We start from the raw sequence: 12,678 nt of genomic DNA on the forward strand, positions 1-12,678 counted from the left end.
GCATCCGCGCGCCCGTGCAAGCGCCTGCCCGCGATCACGATCGATACATTTCTGGCCCATGAGCGGCTCTGTTTTCGTTACATTCGTGCTACGAATGCTTCGATGTTACGTAACGCCGGCCGCGGCACGCCGCATTCGGCGCGGCGCCTACCATTCACAGTACGAAAACCGACGGCACCGCATGCGTGCCGCCGGGCCTCGGCCCACCGTCAGGAACCCGTTGCCATGAAAAAGCTCGTGAACCACCCGTCCGCTGTCGTGCGCGAAATGCTCGAAGGCATCGCGCGGCAATCGCCGCATGTCGCGATCCTCGGCGACGAGCAAGTGCTCGTGCGCCAGCCGCTGCCCGAGCCGTCGCAGCGCCGCGTCGCGATCGTGTCCGGCGGCGGTAGCGGTCACGAGCCCGCGCACGGCGGCTATGTCGGCGAAGGGATGCTGAGCGCGGCGGTCTGCGGCGAAGTGTTTACGTCGCCCCCGACCGACGCCGTGCTCGCCGCGATCCGCACGTGCGCCGGCCCGAGCGGCGCGCTGCTCGTCGTGAAGAACTACACTGGCGATCGCCTCAATTTCGGGCTGGCCGCCGAACTCGCGCGCGCCGAGGGCATTCCGGTGGAGACCGTGATCGTCGCCGACGACGTGTCGCTGCGCGGCCGCGTCGAGCGCGGGCAGCGACGCGGAATCGCGGGCACCGTGCTGATCCACAAGCTGGCCGGCGCGGCCGCCGCGCGCGGGTTGCCGCTTGCCCGCGTCGCGGCAATCGCGCGCGACGCGGCGGCCGAACTCGGCACGATGGGCGTCGCGCTCGACGGCTGCACGATCCCCGGCGCCGACAAGTCGGGATTCAGCCTCGCCGATCACGAGATCGAACTCGGCCTCGGCATCCACGGCGAGAAAGGCGTCGAACGCACCGCGCCACAGGCGGCCGACGCGTTGGTCGAGACGCTGCTGTCGAGCATCGTCGCCGACCTCGTGCTCGATCGCGGCGAACGCGTCGCGCTGCTCGTCAACGGTCTCGGCGCGACGCCGGACATGGAACTGGCGATCGTGCTGCGCGCCGCGTACGACAACCTGAGCCGGCGCGGCATCACCGTCGCGCGGGCATGGGGCGGCACGTTCCTGTCGGCGCTGAACATGCCCGGTTGCTCGATCTCGCTGCTGCGGCTGAACGACGAACGCGTGGCCCTGCTCGACGCGCCGACGCACGCGCGCGCATGGCCCGGCGGCGGCGCCGTCAACGCGCAGATCCGGGTGGCCGCGGCTGCCGCGCCCGACCAGCCGCTGCCGCAGCTCGATGCGGCCGGCCACGCGTGGGCGGCGCGGCTGCAGCCGGCGCTGCACGCGATCGCGCAAGCGTTGATCGACAACGAAGCCACGCTGACGGAACTCGACACGGCCGCCGGCGACGGCGATCTCGGCGCGAGCATGCATCGCGCCGCGCAGGCGATCCTCGCGTTGCCGGAAGCCGCATACGGCACGCCGGCCGGCACGCTCGCGGCGCTGGGCACCGCGTTGCGCCGCGCGATTGCGGGCAGCTCGGGGCCGTTCTATGCGACCGCGCTGCTGCGCGCGTCGCGGCGGCTCGCCGATGCCGCGGATACCGCCGCACCGTCGGCACGCGACTGGGCTGCGGCATTGCGCAGCGCGGTGGATGCGATCTCCGAACTGGGCGGCGCACGTGCCGGCGATCGGACGATGCTCGATGCGCTGGTGCCGGCCGCCGACGCGTTCGATCGCGCGCTCGATCATGATCGCGACCCAGCTGGCGCATTGGCGCAAGCCATCGAGGCGGCGGAACACGGCGCGCAACGAACGGCCGGCATGACGCCGCGCGCGGGGCGTGCGAGCTATCTCGGCGAACGCGCGATCGGCACGCCGGATGGCGGCGCGGTGGCGGTCGCATGCTGGCTGCGCGCGTTGTTGCCGCACGTGCGCTAAACAGCGGTCGAGGGCTGCGCGAGCCAACGCGCGCACGCCCTCATGCGAGATATACACACGAGCCGCTTGTATTTCGACTCGATGCCGTGCACCGTGCCGATCGTGTCGTGCCAGCGCGCCGATACCTCGGTCCGTCCCATCTCGATGTCTCCGTCGTTGCTTCCAGATGGTCGCTCAGAAAGAGTGCAATCGTGTGCGGAACCAGGAGGTGCGGCGCGCGTGGCGCGATCCGGTCGGTCGGCGTGGCCGTTGCGCGGTCATCCAGGTTCGCATCGGGCTTACAACGTCCCTACAACCCTGAGCCGACAGCCAACCCGCCACGTACGATCGCAACGTTCGAGCCGGATTGCAGGCGATGCATAAGAATCCGCCGCACGCTTGCAATCTGACAACTTGACCATGCCCGGATCGACCGCCTAAATTGCTCGTTGCAGATCGGCGCCCCGGCGTGCGGCATGACATGCGGATGACACAAACGATAGTTTGCTATCGAATGTTTTTGCCCCTATCATCTCGCCCATGACCAACCTGCACGACCTCCGCCTCGCCGTCAGCAGCCTGCTGGTGCTCACCGCGCGCAAATGGCGCCGCACGAGCGACACCGTGTTGACGGCGTACAACGTGTCCGAAGCGTGCGCGACGCCGTTGCTGATTGCCGGCCGCCTCGGCGAAGGCGTGCGCCAGGGCACGCTCGCCGAACATGTCGGTATCGAGGGGCCGTCGCTCGTGCGCCTGCTCGACCAGCTGTGCGCGGCCGGCCTCGCTCGCCGCGACGAGGATCCGCACGACCGCCGCGCGAAGACGATCTCGCTGACGGCTGCCGGCCGCGCGGTCACCGCGAAGATGGAGGAAGACCTGCGCATGCTGCGCGCCCAGGTGCTCAAGGGTGTCACGCGTGCCGATCTCGAAGCGACGCTGCGCGTGCTGAATGCGTTCAACGCGGCCGATGCGCAGCATCCGGCATCGCGTCCGTCTCACCCCGCCGATTCCGCGTCATGACCTATCCGAGCCTTCGCGACTGGCTGTTCTCGGGCAAGACGTTCGCCGCGTCGATGCTGGCGTTGTACCTCGGCCTGTATTTCCAGCTGCCGCGCCCTTACTGGGCAATGGCGAGCGTCTACATCGTGTCGAACCCGTTCGTCGGCGCCACGCGCTCGAAGGCGCTGTATCGCGCGCTCGGCACCGCGCTCGGCGCGGCCGCCGCGATCCTGTTCGTGCCGCCGTTCGTCGAGACGCCGTTCCTGTTCAGCATCATCGTCGCGACGTGGTGCGGCACGCTGCTCTACCTCGCGATCTCCGACCGCACTGCGCGCAGCTACGTGTTCATGCTCGCCGGCTATACGATGCCGCTGGTCGCGCTGCCGACAGTGACCGATCCGTCGACGATCTTCGACGTCGCGATCGCGCGGACCGAGGAAATCGTGCTCGGCATCGTGTGCGCGAGCGTGGTCGGCAGCGCCGTGTTCCCGAACCGGCTCGCGCCCACGCTGATCGAGCGCACCGACGCATGGTTCAAGGACGCCGCGTTCTACGGCCGCGAGACGCTGTCGGGGCACATCGCGGGCAAGGCGCTGTCGGCATGCAGGCAACGCCTCGCCGCGACCATCACCGGCCTCGAATTCCTCTTGAGCCAGCTGAGCTACGACCATGCGCACCCGCGCGTGCTCGCTCGTGCGCAAGCGCTCGCGGGCCGCATGCAGCTGTTCCTGCCGCTGATGTCCTCGCTCGCCGATCCGCTGATCGCGCTGATGCGCGACCTGCACGTGCGACCACCGGCACTCGACGCGCTGCTCGCCGACGCGGCAAAGTGGTTCGACGCGCCGTTGCCGGCCGTGAAGGTCGGCACCGACGGCGATGTGGCCCACGATCCGGTCGCGGACAATCTGCGCGAGCGCATCGCGTCGCTGCAGCCGTCCGACAGCGCGCTCGCGAGCTGGGACGGTGCGCTGCTGTCGAACGCGCTGTGGCGGCTGCATCAGGTCATCGACATCTGGCAGGACTGCCGCTCGCTGCGCGCGCTGATCGCGAATGAGTCGGGTGTCTGGCAGCCGCGTTACCGACACTGGCGGCTCGGCGGCACCGAGCGCTTCTTCGATCGCGGGATGATGCTGTTCTCGACGCTCACCGTCGTGCTCGCGATCGTGTTCGCATGCTCGCTTTGGATCTCGTCAGGCTGGCACGACGGTGCCGCGGCCGTCACGCTCGTGGCCGTGTCGTGCAGCTTCTTCGCCGCGCTAGACGAACCTGCGCCGCTGGTGTTCAAGTTCTTTCTGTCGACGGCCGCGAGCGTCGTGTTCGCCGGGTTGTACCTGTTCGTCGTGCTGCCGCACGTGCACGACTTCCCGATGCTCGTGCTGATGTTCGCGGGGCCGTTCATCCTGATCGGCACGCTGCTGCCGCGCCCGCAGTTCAACATGGTGACGATGCTCGTCGCGGTGAACACCGCCACCTTCATCAGCATCCAGAGCGCGTACGATGCCGATTTCTTCGTGTTCCTGAACAGCAACCTCGCGGGCGTCGCCGGGCTGCTGTTCGCGTACGTGTGGACGCGCGCGACGCGTCCGTTCGGCGCGGAGCTCGCGGTGCGGCGCCTGCTGCGTTCGGGCTGGGAAGACGTCGCGCGCTCCGCGTCGACGCAGCCGCTCGACGACCAGCGCAACCACGCATCGCGCATGCTCGATCGCGTCACACAGCTGCTGCCGCGCCTCGGTGCGTCGGACGACCACCGCCATCCGTCGATCGAGAGCTTCCGCGACCTGCGCATCGCGCTGAACGCGCTCGACCTGCGCCGCTCGCGCCGAAAGCTGACAGGCGACGTGCCCGAGGCGATCGACCGCGTGCTGGCCGGCGTCACCGATCACTACGCGCGCTGCGCGGCGGCGAATGCGCGACAGCCTGCACCGCCGGCGCTGCTCGCCTTGATCGACGACGCGCTGCAGCGCGTGGCCGGCCGCAACCTGCCCGGCTCGTCGGCCGCATCGGCGGGCGACGGCACGACGCACGACGCTCCCGCAACGGCGCCCACGCCCGCGACACACCGCCGGCTGCGCGATACGCTGCACGCGCTCGTCGGCCTGCGCCTGTCGCTGTACCCGGCCGCGTCCGCGCAGCCGCCGCATGCCGCACCGGACGGAGCGCGCGCATGATCCCGCTTTCCAACCTGTCTTTCCGACCGCGACCATGATCGGCGAAATCGACATCTTCGGCGTATTCGTGCCGGCTCCGCTCGTGCTGATGCTGATTGCCTATCTGATCAACATCGTCGTGCGCGCGCTGCTCGAACGCGTCGGCTTTTACCGCCTCGTCTGGCACCGTTCGATCTTCGACCTCGGCATCTACGTGTTCGTGCTTGCCGCGGTCGTCATCGTGTCTCACCATCTCGTGGCTAGCTAACCATGAAAAAAACCTGGCTCTCGGCAGGGCAGATCCTGCTCACCCTGATCGTCGTCGTCGTGGCCGCCCTCGTACTGTGGCGGATCATCAACTACTACATGTTCTCGCCGTGGACACGCGATGGCCACGTGCGTGCCGACGTGATCCAGGTCGCGCCCGACGTGTCGGGGCTCATCACCGCGGTGCAGGTCGCCGACAACCAGGAGGTGAAGCGCGGCCAGGTGCTGTTCGTGATCGACCAGGCCCGCTACACGCTCGCGGAGCGGCTGGCCGAAGCGACGCTCGCGCAACGCCGTGCGACGCTCGCTCAGGCAAAGCGCGAATATGCGCGCAACCTGCAGCTCGGCAACCTGGTCGCCAGCGAGCAGGTCGAGGAAAGCCGCACGCGCGTCGAGCAGGGCGAAGCCGCCGCCGCCGATGCACAGGTGTCGCTCGACACCGCGAAGCTCAATCTGCAGCGCACGACGATCGTGAGCCCCGTCGACGGCTACCTGAACGACCGCGCGCCGCGCGTCGGCGAATACGTGCCGGCCGGCCGCGCGGTGCTGTCTGTTGTCGACCGCAACTCGTTCCGCGTTGACGGCTACTTCGAGGAAACCAAGCTGCGCGGCATCCGAATCGGCCAGCCGGTCGACATTGTCGTGATGGGCGAGCCGCATCCGCTGCGTGGCCATGTACAGAGCATCGTCGCCGCGATCGAGGATCGCGACCGCACGCAAGGCGCGAACCTGCTGCCGAACGTGAACCCCGCATTCAGCTGGGTGCGGCTCGCGCAGCGCGTGCCGGTGCGCGTCGTGCTCGACGAGGTGCCAGACGACTTCCGGATGATCGCCGGTCGCACCGCGACCGTCGCGGTGCGCACCCACACGCGCCGCGACGACAATGCGAAGCCGGCTGCCGGCGCCTCCGCGGCAGCCGTGCCGCCTGCGGCATCCGCACACGCGGCCGTCAGCGCGACGGGAGCATCGCAATGAAGCGGCACGGCTTGCGCCTCGCGGCGGCACTCGCGCCGCTCGCGCTCGCACTCGGCGCGTGCAAATCCGTCGGCCCCGACTATAAACTGCCGCAGCAGGCATACGTGAATGCGCCGCTCGCGAACCACGCGCTCGACGACGCGAACGGCACGCTCGTGTCGCGCGATGCGGTGCCCGGCAACTGGTGGCAGCTGTACGACGATCCCGTGCTCGATGAACTCGTGCGCAGTGCGCTGAAATCGAACACCGACCTGCGCGTCGCCGCGGCCAACCTCGCGCGTTCGCGCGCAGCGCTGGAAGTCGCGAACGAGCAAGGCGGCTTCTCCGGCAGCGCGGAAGCAGCCGTGCAGCGTGCGCAGGAATCGGCCGAGCAATATCTGCTCGAAAACAAGCTGCCGGTCGTGAACGAAGGCGCGGTCGGCATCAGCGTGTCATACGAGCTCGATCTGTTCGGCAAGCTGCGGCGCGGCGTCGAGGCCGCGCGCGCGGACAGCGAAGCCGTGCAAGCGGCCGCCGACCTCGCGCGCATCACCGTCGTCGCGGACGTCGTGCGTGCGTACGTCGAATCGTGCTCCGCCGGCGACGAACTCGCGATCGCGAAGCAGTCGCTCGCGTTGCAGCAGCAGCGCGTGAAGCTGTCGCAGCGCCTGCGCGATGCGGGACGCGGCAACCAGACCGACGTCACGCGCGGCGTCACGCAGCTGCGCACGCTCGCGGCCGACATCCCGCGCTTCGAAGGGCGCCGCAAGATCGCGCAATACCAGCTCGCCGCGCTGCTCGCGCGTTCGCCCGCCGACCTGCCGAAGGCGGTCGCCGAATGCGAGCGCCTGCCGAAGCTGCGCCAGCCGATTCCGATCGGTGACGGTGCCGCGTTGCTGCGCCGCCGTCCCGACGTTCGCGAAGCCGAGCGTCAGCTCGCCGCCTCGACCGCGCGGATCGGCGTCGCGACCGCCGCGCTGTATCCGTCGATCAGCATCGGCGCGTCCGCCGGTTCGGTCGGCGTCGCCGCCGACCTGTTCTCTTCCACCACGAATCGCTGGTCGTTCGGACCGCTGATCAGCTGGTCGTTCCCGGTCAACGGCCAGCGCGCGCGCGTGCGCGAAGCGGAAGCGGCGACCGGCGGCGCGCTCGCGCACTTCGACGGTGTCGTGCTGAACGCGCTGCGCGAAACGCAGTCGAGCCTCGCGGCCTATGCGGCCGACGTGCAACGCACCGATGCGCTGCGCACGGCCTACGAATCGGCGCGCAGTTCCGCTGACGAAACGCACCGGCTGTATACCGCCGGCCGCGAGTCGTTCATTTCGGATCTCGATGCGACGCGCACGCTGACGAGCGTGCGTGCGCAGGTCGCCGCAGCCGAAGGCCAGGTCGCCGCCGACCAGGTGAAGTTGTTCCTCGCGCTCGGCGGCGGATGGGAAGGCAATGGAACGGCCGCTGCGGCGCAGCAGACCTCGGCGGCGGGCGCGCCGGCTGCCGCGTCGGCCGCTGTAAAGTGAGCGCGCGCGGGGCGGCACGGCGTACACGAAATGCCTGTTGTCGCGCAGCATCGTGCGCGGTTTCGCATGTCCAGTATGCCGATGCCGGCGTCGCGCTTCACCTGCATTGCCGGTAAACTCGTCCGCGGTTTCCGCCATTCGCTCGCCGCCCGCCGGGCGGCCCTTTCCCGGAGAGTCATCATGCGCACCAGCGCCCGCAATCAATTCGCCGGCCAGATCAGCGCCGTCAAGCCCGGTGCCGTCAACGACGAAATCACGCTGCGTACCGAGGACGGCCTCGACATCGTCGCCGTGATCACGCACGGAAGCGTAGCATCGCTCGGTCTCGCGGCCGGCGCGAAGGCCTTCGCGCTCGTCAAGGCATCGTCGGTGATCGTGATGGTCGACGTCGACAGCAGCAAGGTGTCGGCGCGAAACTGTGTCGCGGGCACCGTGTCGTCGATCGCGAAGGGCGCGGTCAATTCGGAAGTCGTGATCAAGGCCGCAGGTGGTGCGGAGATCGTCGCGATCGTCACCAACGACAGCATCGATCGTCTCGGCCTCGCAAGCGGCAAGGCCGCGTCCGCGCTCTTCAAGGCGTCGAGCGTGATCGTCGGGGTCGAGTGATCGCCCGGTCGATCGTGCAACGACGTCCCGCCATTCGCCGCGCCCGGGGGGCGCGCAACGCGCGGCCGGCGTGCAGGCGCATACGATGACGTCTGCGCTCGAGCATGCGCATCGGCGCATATTGCAAGCGCTGCTGTCCGGCGCGGCCGACGCCGATTCCCCGGATGCAAGTCTGTTCGGTGAGCTCATTGCGGCACGTGCATGCCGCAATGAGCTCGCGCTGCTCGGCCTGTCTCCCGCCCGGTTGAGCGGCCTGCTTGAGCGCCAGTTTCCGCACCTGAATTCCACCGATGCGGCCGCGTTCGTGCCGGTGCTCACCATCGCACCGCTGCCGGCCGTGCACGCGCGGTTCGTCGCGACGCTGCACGCGCTGCTGATGCGGGATGCGCATCCCGCCGCCGCGCACGACGATGCCGACTGCGTCGCTGCAATCGTCGCGCATGCGTGCCTGCGCCCCGATCACCTGTGGCGCGATCTTGGTCTCGACGGACGCGACGCGGTCACCGCGATGCTCGATCGCTATTTCCCCGCGCTTGCCGCACGCAATGTCGCGCAGCTGCGCTGGAAGAAATTCCTCGCCCAGGAAGTGGCCGCATTGCTTGGCCTCCAGCCCGGGGCCGCGCCCGGATGCCCGGGCTGCGAGGATTTCGAATTCTGCTTTCCCCCGGGACGATAATCGCGACCGCGGCCTGCGCGGCTTGCCGGTGCGCATCGTTTGACCGATGATGCGCGCCATCCGTCCGCGCGTTTTCCCACGGGTTCGTTCGACCGCAACGCTCATTGGAGAAACAGCCTTGACCGACTTTGCGAGTCCCAATCTGCCGTCGCGCGATTTCGAAGCCACGTCGCTGTTCTACGCGAAGCTCGGGTTCGTCGAAACCTGGCGCGACGATGGCTGGATGATCCTCAGACGCGGCGATCTGCTGCTGGAGTTCTTCCCGCATCCCGGTCTCGATCCGGCCATGAGCTGGTTCAGTTGCTGTTTCCGGCTCGCTGAGGTCGGTGCGTTTTTCGACGAGGTACTCGCCGCCGGCATTCCGGAGCAGACGACCGGCTGGCCACGCGCGCATCGACCGAAGCGCGAAGCATGGGGCGGTACCGTCGGCGCGTTGATCGACCCGGACGGCTCGTTGATCCGATTGATTCAGACGGAAGACTGAGTCGCGACCGGCCGGCCGCATCGAGCAACGCCGACGCGGCGCCGCGGGCACCCAATAACGTCCCCATAAACTGGTACCTTTGCGATGCGCATTGCACGCAGCGCGCGTCATTCTCCTTTGCCGCGCAAATCAGTGCCGATGGCGGTGGTGAATGTCCGGGAAATGCGCGTGACTGTGCGTGATCGGCAGGTGCACGTGCGGATGCGTGTGCGGTGCATCGCCATCGTACGGAAAATCGTGCGTGTGCTGATGATGTTCGTCGTGCCGATGCCTGTGCGTATGCTCGAGTCGTTCATGCGCGTGCTCGTGTTCGTGCCGTTCACGCACGTGCAGCCAGATGCCGAGCGCCATCAGCGCGGCCGCGATCCAGAACGTGACGGACGGCAGAGCCGGCCAGATCACCAACGACAGCACGACGCCGAACAGCGGCGCCACCGAAAAATACGCACCCGTGCGCGCGCTGCCGAGATGGCGCAGCGCCACGACGAACAACACGAGACTGATCCCGTAGCCGCCGAGGCCGGTCAGCATCGCGGCGGCCGCGGCCGGAATGGCGGGCAGCGCCGCGCCGGTCGCGAGCGCGATACCGATGTTCACGGGGCCGGCGACCAGGCCTTTCGCGCACGCGATGACCATCGCATCGTTCGCGGCGACCTTGCGGGTCAGGTTGTTGTCGATCGCCCAGCACAGGCATGCGCCGGCAATCAGCAACGCGCCAATCGGCACGCCCGCGCGCCCCGGGCCCCACGACAGCAGCGTGCCGCCGGCGACGATCGCTACCATGCCGAGAAACACCTGAAGATCCACGTTCTCGCGAAACACGACCCACGCGATGACCGCCGTCAGCACGCCTTCGAGATTGAGCAACAACGCACTCGTCGCAGCCGGTGTGCTCGACAGCCCGAGCATCAGCAGCGCCGGGCCCGCGACGCCGCCGGCCGCGATCGCGCCGGCGAGCCACGGCAGATCCGAGCGTTGCAGCGGCGCGGCGTTCTCGGCCGGCGCGCGGCGGCGGTGCAACCCGCGCAGCAGGATCCCGACGCCGAGACCGATCCCGCTGCCGAGATAGAACAGGCCGGCGACCATGAACGGCGACATCGCGCCGATCAGTGCCTTGGCTAGCGGCGTCGCGGCGCCGAACAGCGCGGCGGCGGTGAGTGCGACGAGGATCGCGGAATGTCTCGGGTTCATGATGCGGTCTTTGCGTGGAGCGTTGTGCGTATGGAATCGGCAAGCTTCGTGTGATGCAGTGGCGCGTACGGTTCGCCAGGTGCCATTCAATTTCGGGGAATGTCGGGCGAGTTGCGCTGGCTTTGATGTATCTGTCGCGTCATGCGTTGCCGGTAACGTGTCGGCCCGACGATTCGCGCTGGGGAGATTATCGCGCGTGTGTCACGGGTCGCCAACTGACGGACGGGCGACCGTGCGGTGCGTCCGGACATCACCCCGTGGTCTGTCGAATACGGCCGCACTTCACGTTTGACAGCGGCTCACGTGTGGGAAATTCGCGTAGGGGCGAATCCGGTTTTCACCTGGAATCCATTTACATTAGGAAAACGAATTATTGTGATGAAACACGAGTGGATGGGCGTGGGTCACCAACACGATGACACACGCGTCGGCCGTCTACGCAACGTTCGCCGGGTTGCGGCGCCACCGCGTATTCATCATGCACACCACCCCTGATCGATATCCCGTCGCCTCGCCATGCTTGCCATGTGTGACAGATAGCTTGCGCACACGGCGTCCGCTGACACGCTTTCGTCGTCGGGTCACTTGGCAGTTCGATGAGGATTGGTTGAGGCTGACTGGCTGTGCCGCCAGCGGCGGCAGTCCCGACCTGCCCCAGAGGACAGGTCGGTCTGTCATGTGATGCGCTGCATGCGCGGCGCAGGCAGGCCGTCACCGCGCGGTCGCGCGGCGACACATCGCGCGTTACTCGCTCGCGGCCGTTTGCTGCTCGGGCTGCGGTGCTGCGTCTTCCGGTGCTTCCGCGGTCGCCTGCTGCGGCGCGGCGGCGGCCTGCGCTTCCACCTTCGGCTGCTGCGGTGCGCCCTTCGCCGCTTGCGCGCCACCCTTGTTGCCCGGACGGCGCGACTTCAGCCGGCGCGCACGCGCCGCGTCGTCGTGCGTCACGCGCCCCGCTTCGTTACCTTGCAGATCGACCCGCACCGCGTCTTCGACGAGACACGACCAGTAACGATTGCCGCGGCACCACGTGGACATCGCCTCGCGCAGCTCGGCCTCGCTCAGGCCGACGGCTTGCGCCTCGCGAGCGAGGTCGTCCCAGATACCGACCTTCAGCGGCACCTTCGGAGCCGGATTCTTCGGGAACGCGCGCGGGAACCGGCGCTGCAGTTTGCCGATCGCAACGATGACCGGATCGACCGGCGTCGCCGGCTTCGCCGAAGCGGGCTTCGCGCCGGACGACGCTTTCGCCCCGGCACCCGATTTGGCCCCCCGAGCTGGCCGGTCGCCGGATTTCGGCTTCGCGCCTGCGTCCGGTTGCGTAGCCGGTCGCTTCGCGTTGCGCTCCTGCTTGGCCTTTGCTGCGAGCTGCGCCCGCAATTCGGCAAGTTGTTCAAAACCCATAAATTCAATCCACCAGGAATATAAGGTGTGGTTCGTGCAGCCATTCCGCACATCGGCGTTCGCCGCATCGCCTGCGGCGCGTCTGCCACCGACGCGGATCATTGCGGGGCCGCATCGCCACCACCACTGTTTCAGGCACCCGGCCACGATGCCGGACAAAGGCAGGAGTGGAAGTATACCGGTACCCGCGGCCGCCGGTTGACTCACCGGTTCGCATTTGACGGATCCGGGGGAACGAGAATGCGTCCGCGCGGTCGTGTTGCGCATTATGGCGGCGTTTTCTCGGTAGATCGACACTCGCGTTACGTAGTGTCGTTTCCGGTACTCTCGGCTTCAGTGCGCCGGTCACGCGACGCATCGGTTACTCCACAGTCCGAAATTGCGAGCGATGGTACGGATAGCGAAGACGCCAAATTCTGCCGACTCGCATCGTCCGGAAGACCGGGCTTTCGCATACGATCCGTGCGGCGTGGCGAGTGTGCATCGATCTCTGCCGCCACGCTATTAGTTGCGCCCGCATCG

11 protein-coding genes are annotated in these 12,678 nt (G+C 68.0%); 9 read left to right on the plus strand and 2 right to left on the minus strand.

The window, feature by feature from the left end; translation table 11 throughout:
* Positions 1-225: 225 nt before the first annotated feature.
* The 9 genes from LGM71_RS24950 (at position 226) to LGM71_RS24990 (ending at position 9,564) form a co-directional block, all read left to right on the plus strand.
* Entirely contained in the window at positions 226-1,935 is a 1,710-nt protein-coding gene (locus LGM71_RS24950; RefSeq protein WP_226116979.1) for a dihydroxyacetone kinase family protein, read from the plus strand.
* Between the two features lie 519 nt (positions 1,936-2,454).
* Positions 2,455-2,934, plus strand: a complete 480-nt coding sequence (locus LGM71_RS24955; protein WP_059600755.1) for a MarR family winged helix-turn-helix transcriptional regulator — start codon at positions 2,455-2,457, stop codon at positions 2,932-2,934.
* On the plus strand, positions 2,931-5,081 hold the full coding sequence (locus LGM71_RS24960; RefSeq protein WP_226116981.1) for an FUSC family protein: 2,151 nt from the start codon (positions 2,931-2,933) through the stop codon (positions 5,079-5,081). Before LGM71_RS24955 ends, LGM71_RS24960 begins: the two co-directional genes overlap by 4 nt.
* Before the next feature lie 34 nt (positions 5,082-5,115).
* Complete coding sequence (locus LGM71_RS24965) at positions 5,116-5,328, plus strand: DUF1656 domain-containing protein (protein WP_044849171.1); 213 nt, start codon at positions 5,116-5,118, stop codon at positions 5,326-5,328.
* 2 nt (positions 5,329-5,330) lie between these two features.
* Complete coding sequence (locus tag LGM71_RS24970) at positions 5,331-6,302, plus strand: HlyD family secretion protein (RefSeq protein ID WP_226116983.1); 972 nt, start codon at positions 5,331-5,333, stop codon at positions 6,300-6,302.
* Positions 6,299-7,798, plus strand: a complete 1,500-nt coding sequence (locus LGM71_RS24975) for an efflux transporter outer membrane subunit (RefSeq protein ID WP_226116985.1) — start codon at positions 6,299-6,301, stop codon at positions 7,796-7,798. Before LGM71_RS24970 ends, LGM71_RS24975 begins: the two co-directional genes overlap by 4 nt.
* Positions 7,799-7,978: 180 nt before the next feature.
* The gene (locus LGM71_RS24980) at positions 7,979-8,404 is read left to right on the plus strand and encodes a TOBE domain-containing protein (RefSeq protein ID WP_226116987.1); all 426 of its coding nucleotides are present in this window, start codon (positions 7,979-7,981) and stop codon (positions 8,402-8,404) included.
* A gap of 85 nt (positions 8,405-8,489) precedes the next feature.
* Positions 8,490-9,080, plus strand: coding sequence for a nitrogen fixation protein NifQ (locus tag LGM71_RS24985; RefSeq protein ID WP_226116988.1), 591 nt, complete (start codon positions 8,490-8,492; stop codon positions 9,078-9,080).
* A 118-nt stretch (positions 9,081-9,198) separates the two neighbouring features.
* Entirely contained in the window at positions 9,199-9,564 is a 366-nt protein-coding gene (locus tag LGM71_RS24990) for a bleomycin resistance protein (protein ID WP_226117075.1), read from the plus strand.
* Positions 9,565-9,693: 129 nt separating this feature from the next.
* On the opposite strand, the gene LGM71_RS24995 is transcribed toward LGM71_RS24990, so the two are convergent.
* Together LGM71_RS24995 and LGM71_RS25000 are read right to left on the minus strand one after the other, a co-directional pair.
* Complete coding sequence (locus tag LGM71_RS24995) at positions 9,694-10,755, minus strand: DMT family transporter (protein WP_226116989.1); 1,062 nt, start codon at positions 10,753-10,755, stop codon at positions 9,694-9,696.
* 744 nt (positions 10,756-11,499) lie between these two features.
* Positions 11,500-12,156 carry a ProQ/FinO family protein gene (locus tag LGM71_RS25000; protein WP_226117077.1) on the minus strand — a complete coding sequence of 219 codons (657 nt, stop codon included), beginning with the start codon at positions 12,154-12,156 and terminating at the stop codon, positions 11,500-11,502.
* Positions 12,157-12,678 lie beyond the last annotated feature (522 nt).

The organism is Burkholderia sp. AU33545 (assembly GCF_020419685.1).
GTDB lineage: Bacteria > Pseudomonadota > Gammaproteobacteria > Burkholderiales > Burkholderiaceae > Burkholderia > Burkholderia diffusa.

What these genes read in the sequence shown, in the direction of transcription:
- LGM71_RS24950 (WP_226116979.1), top strand. Translation starts at nt 226, where the DNA reads ATGAAAAAGCTCGTGAACCACCCGTCCGCTGTCGTGCGCGAAATGCTC.
- LGM71_RS24955 (WP_059600755.1), top strand. Translation starts at nt 2,455, where the DNA reads ATGACCAACCTGCACGACCTCCGCCTCGCCGTCAGCAGCCTGCTGGTG.
- LGM71_RS24960 (WP_226116981.1), top strand. Translation starts at nt 2,931, where the DNA reads ATGACCTATCCGAGCCTTCGCGACTGGCTGTTCTCGGGCAAGACGTTC.
- LGM71_RS24965 (WP_044849171.1), top strand. Translation starts at nt 5,116, where the DNA reads ATGATCGGCGAAATCGACATCTTCGGCGTATTCGTGCCGGCTCCGCTC.
- LGM71_RS24970 (WP_226116983.1), top strand. Translation starts at nt 5,331, where the DNA reads ATGAAAAAAACCTGGCTCTCGGCAGGGCAGATCCTGCTCACCCTGATC.
- LGM71_RS24975 (WP_226116985.1), top strand. Translation starts at nt 6,299, where the DNA reads ATGAAGCGGCACGGCTTGCGCCTCGCGGCGGCACTCGCGCCGCTCGCG.
- LGM71_RS24980 (WP_226116987.1), top strand. Translation starts at nt 7,979, where the DNA reads ATGCGCACCAGCGCCCGCAATCAATTCGCCGGCCAGATCAGCGCCGTC.
- LGM71_RS24985 (WP_226116988.1), top strand. Translation starts at nt 8,490, where the DNA reads ATGACGTCTGCGCTCGAGCATGCGCATCGGCGCATATTGCAAGCGCTG.
- LGM71_RS24995 (WP_226116989.1), bottom strand. Translation starts at nt 10,755, where the DNA reads ATGAACCCGAGACATTCCGCGATCCTCGTCGCACTCACCGCCGCCGCG.
- LGM71_RS25000 (WP_226117077.1), bottom strand. Translation starts at nt 12,156, where the DNA reads ATGGGTTTTGAACAACTTGCCGAATTGCGGGCGCAGCTCGCAGCAAAG.